At 33.1% G+C, this 8,300-nt stretch carries 6 protein-coding genes and 1 pseudogene; 2 read left to right on the top strand and 5 right to left on the bottom strand.

What is annotated here, in order from left to right; translation table 11 throughout:
• Positions 1-110: 110 nt before the first annotated feature.
• From EXE29_RS01675 to EXE29_RS17675, 4 genes and pseudogenes are all read right to left on the bottom strand, one after another.
• A complete protein-coding gene (locus EXE29_RS01675; RefSeq protein ID WP_213072623.1) occupies positions 111-515 on the bottom strand; it encodes a hypothetical protein in 405 nt (134 codons plus the stop codon).
• 269 nt (positions 516-784) lie between these two features.
• The gene (locus tag EXE29_RS01670; RefSeq protein WP_120363761.1) at positions 785-3,232 is read right to left on the bottom strand and encodes a DUF262 domain-containing protein; all 2,448 of its coding nucleotides are present in this window, start codon (positions 3,230-3,232) and stop codon (positions 785-787) included.
• Positions 3,229-5,064, bottom strand: a complete 1,836-nt coding sequence (locus tag EXE29_RS01665; RefSeq protein ID WP_213072622.1) for a DUF262 domain-containing protein — start codon at positions 5,062-5,064, stop codon at positions 3,229-3,231. Before EXE29_RS01665 ends, EXE29_RS01670 begins: the two co-directional genes overlap by 4 nt.
• 283 nt (positions 5,065-5,347) lie before the next feature.
• Positions 5,348-5,534: pseudogene (locus EXE29_RS17675) on the bottom strand (hydroxymethylglutaryl-CoA lyase-like TIM-barrel protein); the annotation flags it as partial.
• Positions 5,535-5,862: 328 nt separating this feature from the next.
• On the opposite strand from EXE29_RS17675, the gene EXE29_RS01655 reads away from it, so the two are divergent.
• Both EXE29_RS01655 and EXE29_RS01650 read left to right on the top strand, forming a co-directional pair.
• Entirely contained in the window at positions 5,863-6,123 is a 261-nt protein-coding gene (locus tag EXE29_RS01655) for a helix-turn-helix domain-containing protein (protein ID WP_106984310.1), read from the top strand.
• Positions 6,120-7,352, top strand: a complete 1,233-nt coding sequence (locus EXE29_RS01650) for a type II toxin-antitoxin system HipA family toxin (protein ID WP_106984311.1) — start codon at positions 6,120-6,122, stop codon at positions 7,350-7,352. The genes EXE29_RS01655 and EXE29_RS01650 overlap by 4 nt, the downstream gene beginning before the upstream one ends.
• A 257-nt stretch (positions 7,353-7,609) precedes the next feature.
• Here the strand turns inward: EXE29_RS01650 and EXE29_RS01645 are convergent, their stop codons facing one another.
• The gene (locus tag EXE29_RS01645) at positions 7,610-8,212 is read right to left on the bottom strand and encodes a TetR/AcrR family transcriptional regulator (protein WP_117007312.1); all 603 of its coding nucleotides are present in this window, start codon (positions 8,210-8,212) and stop codon (positions 7,610-7,612) included.
• Between the last annotated feature and the right edge of the window lie 88 nt (positions 8,213-8,300).

The following is an 8,300-nucleotide window of genomic DNA, read 5'->3' as shown; positions in this document are numbered from 1 at the left end:
ACAATATTTCCGCGACTCATGAGTGCTCGGTTATATGCGGGCCAATTGGTTGTGCGGTAGATTTTGTGTGTAGGCTTCTTCATTTGAAAATTATATCGCTGAAAAAGCCTTTACAGATAGGTTTGTGCAACAAAGCCCATCCAAACTATAGCTTCTTCTATTGAAATTGAGTTTAAATTTGCTATATAAAAAATTGTATTTCTTATTTCGACAAAGTTAATATTCGCTAATTTAAAACTAAAAAATGTTTGCTGGGCAATTTGATTTAAATCATTATTTGATTTAGGAATTAAATTTAATACTTGCCATGGTTTTAAATATTCTAATAAGTTTTTTTGAGGTTCTAAAATATTTAAATTTTCATCGAGATCAAAATGTGGTGGAATTTGATCAGGATATTTTTTTAATAATTCTCTCACTAAATGTGTAGGTATGGCCCCATTTAAATGGACGTGTAAATCACCTTTTGGGAGATTAATAATAGTATCTTCATGAAGATTGCGAATTAAAGACATAAAATATAATGTATTTCATATACATATATAAATTTTAACATAATTGAATAATATTTTTAAGAAATTAATTTTTTTATTTTACTATTAACCTTTATGAAAAATCTTAGCCAGAAGCATATTTAAATTTAAATAAAATGGTGAAAAACCCCAATTAATATTAATAATGTCACTAATTGTATGAGAATTAGTGACAAAGAAACTATCTCTTAACTGCTGACCTTAATTAGACAATACTATAAGACCATGTTGCCTAACGAACTGCACTCATCTTACAGACCTCTTAAAGCCTCGCATAAACTAAATAGCTTATTTTTTACTTGTTGAATATTCACCTGCTCATTATGAAAAAAATGACAAGCTTCATTCCAATTAAAACCATACTTTTCAAGTATATGTTTCAATTTATCGGTGTATTCTCCTTGACCACCATCTTTAAAACATAGAGTAAAGTTGATTGCAGGTTTTTTAATCTCCATGAGATAGTTTTTTTTATCAATGACTAAACCTTTTATGACGATACCAGCATCTTCGTCTCGGGACTTAACAGCCTCATAGTTTATCAATGTAAAAGGAATAAGTTGTTCTTTGCTTACGTTAAGCTCAAGTTCTAAAGCTTTAGTGAAAAATTCAAAATGATAATGATTACGTTGAGACTGACCAAGCAATATAGTTTCAAAAGCATTATGTGAAATAAATCCTTGTTCACAGCAATCAAAGAGTTCTTTATGTTTTATTAGTTTATATCGCCAGTCATCCAATTCGGTATTTCGTAATGCTTTGTCGCAAATTGCTTGCAAAGAAATAGCTAAACTATTGGTATTAAACAACGGATCATCTAATACTGCCTTAACATAAGTTTGCTTCTTCTCACTGGTTTCATCACCTATACGCAATACCCTGCGCCAGCTATGGTCTCGCGGAATGTTATTTTTAGTACTTCTGCTACTGAGTAGATTTAACCTATCCCAAGTGGCTGATGTACAATAAATACCTTTACTCAATACCGCTCTTTCCCATGCATATCCAATTATTGAAGAACTTTTTTCAATCGTATTGAATACATTACTAAGCGACTGAAAATATTTGATAAATTTATCAAAGCACTGTTTGTTAAAAGTATCCTCCCAATCACAATGCTTGTATTTTCTATAAAAATCTAAGATACCTGAAAAATTTAAAATACAACCAATTTGCCCATTAAAAAAATGATGTTTCTCCGCCTTTATAATCGCTTCACGCCAATCATCAGACTTCAAGATTAAATGTGCTTTAATTTTTTCTTCCAATACTTGAGCTTGTAAAAAAGCCGATACTTTACAATCTGCCTTTAGGGCACCCAAAATTGGTACATTAATCTTACTTAATTCTTCAATGACAAACAGTGCTTGATAAAACTTACTCGGAGAATCTGTAATCGTATTTTCTACTAAGTTATAGATCACACGAATCCAATTCTTTAATTCCCCCATGTCTTTACTCTTTGCCAAATAAGAATAAAAAGCAAAAAAACGTAATTTATCATCGTAACTTGCACTATTGCTGATAATTCGTTTAAAAGTTTCTTCTTCCGCGTAATAATAGGTTTCTGCCATATAAAGTGGGATTTTATTATTCACTAAACCCTTATCACAAATCAGATCGATAAATTGTATAAAGCGGATAATCAAATTCTGACTAAAACAATTTAATTCTTCATACTTTGATAGGCTTGGTTCTTTTAAACGTCCCTGATCACCCAAAAGAGCATCTGTTACGAGAGTTAAGAAATCAGTTGATGATCTATTATTTAATAAGCATTCATACATGATAATCAGACGAAAGAAGTTCATAAATTCGTCATCAAATGTATTGTCATCTGAGCATACATTTCTATAAGGCCAAAATAAATCAGCCCAATCAGTATCTATCTTATGAATAAAATAGTCATAGCCATTCACTATTCCTTCACGGAATGAGAGGCGATAGGCAGGCCAAGGTCCAGCATAGTTTTCAATGAATTGTTCAAGTTTTGCTTTAAAGTTTTCAAATATAGTAAGTGGTTTGCCGCGAGCATTCATTTTAATATATAGCTCATCAGATAAACCAAAAGAATATAAATCCAAAAATTGGAAAGTGATAAATGGTTTATCTATTACTAATAGTTTATCAAACAAGCCATTTTCTCGATCAGCGAATATGGTCTGCATAGCATCCAGCATACAAAGGCAAGCCTGAACTGTTGGATCTTGTGTCCAAGACAAATAAAACCATTGACAATCAATTATTTGTTTACTAATAGAATTTTTATTATCAACTTTCACAAAATCACTGACCACTAAGGCATTAAAAAACTCTGTAGTACTAGGTCTTGTTTTATAGGTGAAGCGTGATCGCCCATCTTCAGTAACGAACTGTGATCTAAAGTCTTCAAGGCGACCATTTACTACGGCTAAGTACCAATGCAATAAGAATAAAGTGGTTAAACGTTGCTGGCCATCTAATACAGAAAAAACTTTACTCTCACTGTCTTCGTAATTACCATAAACAAAATCTAGATCTAGCGGTTGCTGTGCAGAACTATCCTGGTGGTTTAGTGCATTGAATAAAGAGCGTAAAAAAAGTGACCTTACCTCTTCTTCTTCTGATCGACCTTGCGCATAGTCTCGTTGCAAAATCGGAATTTCGACAGAATCAACTTGGTTAAAGAGGCTATAAAAAGTTAAACTTTTGCCACTCATATATGCACCCCCTCTCCGCAAAAAATGCCATAAAGACTGTCTACCATTGCCTGCTGATGGTCTTGACTATCTTTTACCTCCCAATACAGCATCTTATCGACTTGTTTACTGTAATATTTCAAAAATACGTTTTTCGTACATAGTGGAATAAAAGTCGCTTCTTTATCCAATGCAATGATTTTTGAGCGTTTAATTGGGAATACTGCATTTTTATAGCTACGGTTTGTTGTGCTATCCAACAAGGTTAAATTACCAATCGAATTATCGACTACATTATTACTCCCTGGATCATAGAAGGACAAAATGCGCAGATAAATCACTTGAAACTGCTGATCATTAAAGTCAGTTTTTAGTAACTCAGCTGCATCTTTCTTGATGGCATGTGAAATATCTGTATCTCCTGTCGATTTTTCTTCTATATGAATCATGTTTTCGTCAGAAATATAATCAACAACATTCTCCAGCCACTTTATCTGTTTATTTTTATCTGTAGGCATATCTGAAGCTACAGAACGTATATGTTCAATATCCCACTTGTCTTGCTTGTATTTATTAAATTGAAAACGTGAGTTAGTTACAGGGTTAGCTAACAAGCTAGCAATATTGAACAGTAGCAAAATTGATCTTATCTTCTTGGGATCAGTCTCATAATTTAGCTCTGATAGTTCAGCTTCAATTAATACTTTAGATACCTCACTTAAGTTTTTACCAGGAAAGTTTTTTACAAATATTAGCTCTATAAGACTTTGGCGGAAAACATATTTACTTTTACAGGTTTCGCTTAAATCGAATATTGTTTCAATAGTTACCTTTTGTGCAACCAAATAGCCGATTAAATGGAACAGTGCTTTATCATTAAACCACTCTTCTAGAGTCATAAAACACATTTTTACCTTTAGCCATTCTTTGGCCACATCAACTTCACTATTTTTGCTCTGCAGCTGTTTATTAAACTGCAGAAAAACTTTGAGTTTGTCGTGTTCAAGAATCCCTTCACTATTTAGTCTTCTTGCTGCCAATGCCAATACAAACTCTATACGGTTCGAGGCGATTGGTTGATTACTCACAAAATACCAAAATGCATCATCCTGTAAGCGCTTTTCAATGGCATCCCACTCTTGAGCGATATTGAGCTGTTGCAGATGCCTTGCAGTTTGACCTTCGTGGAAGAAATTACTGGATTTTAAAAATAAGGCTTTAACTAGCTCAGCATTCACTAAAGGAATTTTTCCCATATTCAAACGGGTAAAAACATCCGTAACATTTTCTGCTTCAGCCAGTTGATACCAAATAATCTTAACTTTATTTAAGAATACCGATTCGATATCATTAATTCTATGCACCTTATCTTTAAACCATGCTCTGATATTAGAATAGGCTTCAAAGATAAAATGAAAGTCAATATTCTGATCTCTTTTATTTTCTTCTAATGAGAGCAAATATTCACGACTTTCTGGGCGTGTTTCGTATTCTAGTATATATAATTGTTTTCTAAAATCCTCGGCAAAACGGCTATTGAAATAACCCAAGATTAACAAAATTGTTGTTAATCTTTGCTGCCCATCCACAAGCTCCCATTGCTCACCTTTTTGTTTTACAACAACAGGCTGCAAACAATAAAAATCTTCCTCTACTTTAATTTTTCTATCACAAAACTCATAAACATCTTCTAATAGTTCAATAACCTGTCTTGCAGACCATCGATATCCTCTCTGATAAGCTGGAATAAAAAATGACATTGTCAACAAATCATTAATGGTTTTGAGGGTTAATTCATTATGATCAAGCATTTTTTCCCCATAAACTTCAGTTAGAAAAAGACGTTTTGTCATTATCAACAACTCACGCGTCATCATAATCTTATATGATTTTTTGCATAAACATTTAAAAATAAACTTAGTCCAAACCTTTCAAAGTTAAGGCACAATAAAAATTAGCATTTTAAAAGAAGTTCATGAATCGAGTTTTTAAAAAAAACTAAAAAACACATATAAGTGATTAAATAACATTAAAATATATTGTAATTTATTTATGAACTAGACTTTAGGTGAACATAAGTTAAATGATTTATACCTGACAATAACTTCATAACACAGTCATGGTTCAATCTTATAGTTCTACTGCAGCGATAAATACTTCCAGCGGTGCATTTCCTGCACCTGACGCCATACCTGTGCTGGCATTAATACAGGTACAGCCATGTTCTATAGAGCGCAATACTATTCGCCATGTCTAAACTTAGATTGTGGTGCGCATGCATGCCCGTTTCAGTCTTTGGCTTGATTACATCTTTCATGGATTTTTGCAGTTTTAGATTTGTAGGTTAGATCTCAGTTTTTATTCATAGTTCATGAACTTCAATTTTTAAAGCATATTGTATTTTAAATAAGTTTTTGAAAAAAAATATATTATTAAATTAATTGTGAAGTGTATTTCAAGTGAACATAAGTTAAATCTACACTTAAGGATAACTTGATCTCATTCTTACTGAAACGAAATTCAATAACTTATGAGATTTCTATTTTATGCCAATTTTTATTAAATTACATAAAATATATTAGCTATATAGCTAATAATTGATAAATAATATAATATGTTAGCTATATGGCTACTTTTGTGGTGAAATTTCTATGGCAAGTAGAGCAGAAATTGGGAAAAAAGTTCGTATCGAACGAAAAGCCCTCGGTCATACACAGCAAGAATTATCAGAATTGACTCGAATCAACAAAACCACAATCTCAGAGATTGAGAATGGTCGATTTACAGGTTCGTATGACATATTTGAGCGTGTACTTGATGCAGTAGGTTTACAGTTTGAAGTATTTCCAAAGCAACATTCACTCCCTCACTGGGATGAAATTGAAAATATGTTTGTGGATGATAGCGAATGAGTACGCCAACAAAACTTCCTGCCAAAATCACGAATATTAAGGTATGTGCTAATCAAGCTGAATTAGGCGTATTGACATATGGTTCAGTGCACCACTATCAGCCAACACAGGAAAAACAGCATGTATCACTCACGATGACTCGTAAAGGCATGGATGGTTTTTCTTCTGGTGCACTTCACCCAATATTTGCTCAGAACTTGCCTGAGGGTTTTAATCGACGATTCATTGCTGAAAAACTTGCCAGATATGCCAAAGTTAATGACATGTATTTATTGGCACTGCAAGGTAGTCAAGGAATTGGAATGCTCTCTTATAAAAGTGAGCTAGATTTACCCGAAACAGATTCTTTGAGTTTGAGTGAAATCCTATCTTACCAAAGTCATGAACCCCTTTTTCCACAGCTATTGGAAAAATATTATCTCAGAAATTCTCTGGCTGGTATGCAACCCAAGGTGAGCATACCAAATGCAAAAACTGTTCAAACAGATAGAACAGTTCAACAAAAGGATCTAATCGTAAAGTCGTTTGATTCAGAATTTCCATTACTAACCGTTAATGAATTTGTCTGTATGCAGGCTGCACGACAGTGTGGACTTAAGCCACCACACACTTACTTGTCTGAAAATTTAGAAACATATGTTGTAGAACGGTTTGATAAATCCAGTGATGGTACAAAACTAGGCTATGAAGATTTTACGACGCTCATGAAAAAGTCAAATGACCCAGATGCAAAATACTCAGGGAGCTATGAAACACTTTTGAAAGCGACATATCTTTATACTGGTAGTGTAGCTGAAGTTGAAAAAATGTATAAGTACATTGTATTTAATTGCTTAGTAGGAAATGGTGATGCGCATCTGAAAAACTTTGCTCTACAGTATTCCCCGGATATGAAAAACATTTTTGTTTCACCGCCATTTGATATTACGCATACACTTATATACGAATCAATTGATAATAAAATGGCGCTTAAACTCGCTGGAAGCAAAGCATTTCCTGAACTATCTCATCTCTTAAAATTAGCTGAAAGCGAGCATTTTAGAATTAGAAATCCAAGAGAAATCATAGAATCTTTTAGCGAAAATATATTAGATTATCTCCAAGTATCTAATGAGGTACAGCTATTTGATGGATTGCGGACATCTATAGAACAATCAATCTCAAATATTATGAAATCAAGCTCTGATTCAAAAAATTATCGACATGACAGAAAGAAGAAATTTGAATAGTTATATTAAATATGTAATTCATACACATCTATACAAGCAATGGGTCGTTGTTCTCATACGTCCATAAATACCTTCCTATCCATGGCACTTTCTGAGAAAAGTGAATTTTGAAATTGTGGTAATTTTTTTGAGTTTTATATTCTAAGCGTTAGGTCGTCATTGCCAATTCTTCTTAAAAAGTCAGCTCAACGTTATTAATTTAATATTGTTGAGCTCAGGTCATACATCTTCTTTGAAATAAAGATAAAAAAGAAAATTTAAATTTTATATGCTCGCATTAAAACATCAACTGCCCTTTCCGTTGCCGCTTCGATCCATTCTGCAGTGATGATATTTTCTAAATCAAAAGTAAAGATCTGACTAAATTCAGCATCCACTAATGCACGAAAATGTGCCTCAACGACACGTGGTTCAGCCTTCATCAAAATACCATCATTCATCGCTTTTTGAAAAACAGCGCACATCATACGTTCACCAAGCTTTGGGCCTTTTTCATAACACAACTGCCCAAGATTTTTATTCGATGCATTTGCTACCAGCATACGGCGTGTAGCAATAATATTTTTTGAATATGATACTGTAATCATTTGTTTTGCCATTATTTTTAATGCTACTGACAGTTCGTGCTTTTCAAATAAATCAAATAGTGGTGCGCCATGCTGCTGTTCCATTTCATACATCATAACATCTAAAAATAATTCTTCTTTAGATGGGAAATAATTATAAAGTGTGGCTTTGGATACGCCAGATTCATCACGGATCATATCCATGCTAGTCGAGCTATAACCTTGTTTTTTAAAGGCAGATAAAGCAGCTTTTAAAATTTTTTGCTTGGTTATTTCACTCTTTGCTCTAGCCATTCAGCCACCCCTTAAGTAATTTCAAAGCGTAGTCTAAGTTTGACAGTGTTAAACTGTCAAACTAAACTAAACTGTCTAGTTTAGTTAT

This window comes from Acinetobacter sp. WCHAc060006 (assembly GCF_004209135.1).
Taxonomy (GTDB): Bacteria; Pseudomonadota; Gammaproteobacteria; order Pseudomonadales; family Moraxellaceae; genus Acinetobacter; species Acinetobacter cumulans.
The sequence above is the reverse complement of the archived record's forward strand: the minus strand, read 5'-3'. Positions and strand labels throughout refer to the sequence as shown.

Coding starts and splice junctions, on each gene's coding strand:
- EXE29_RS01665 (WP_213072622.1), bottom strand. CDS start 5,064: ATGACAAAACGTCTTTTTCTAACTGAAGTTTATGGGGAAAAAATGCTT.
- EXE29_RS01655 (WP_106984310.1), top strand. CDS start 5,863: ATGGCAAGTAGAGCAGAAATTGGGAAAAAAGTTCGTATCGAACGAAAA.
- EXE29_RS01645 (WP_117007312.1), bottom strand. CDS start 8,212: ATGGCTAGAGCAAAGAGTGAAATAACCAAGCAAAAAATTTTAAAAGCT.
- EXE29_RS01675 (WP_213072623.1), bottom strand. CDS start 515: ATGTCTTTAATTCGCAATCTTCATGAAGATACTATTATTAATCTCCCA.
- EXE29_RS01670 (WP_120363761.1), bottom strand. CDS start 3,232: ATGAGTGGCAAAAGTTTAACTTTTTATAGCCTCTTTAACCAAGTTGAT.
- EXE29_RS01650 (WP_106984311.1), top strand. CDS start 6,120: ATGAGTACGCCAACAAAACTTCCTGCCAAAATCACGAATATTAAGGTA.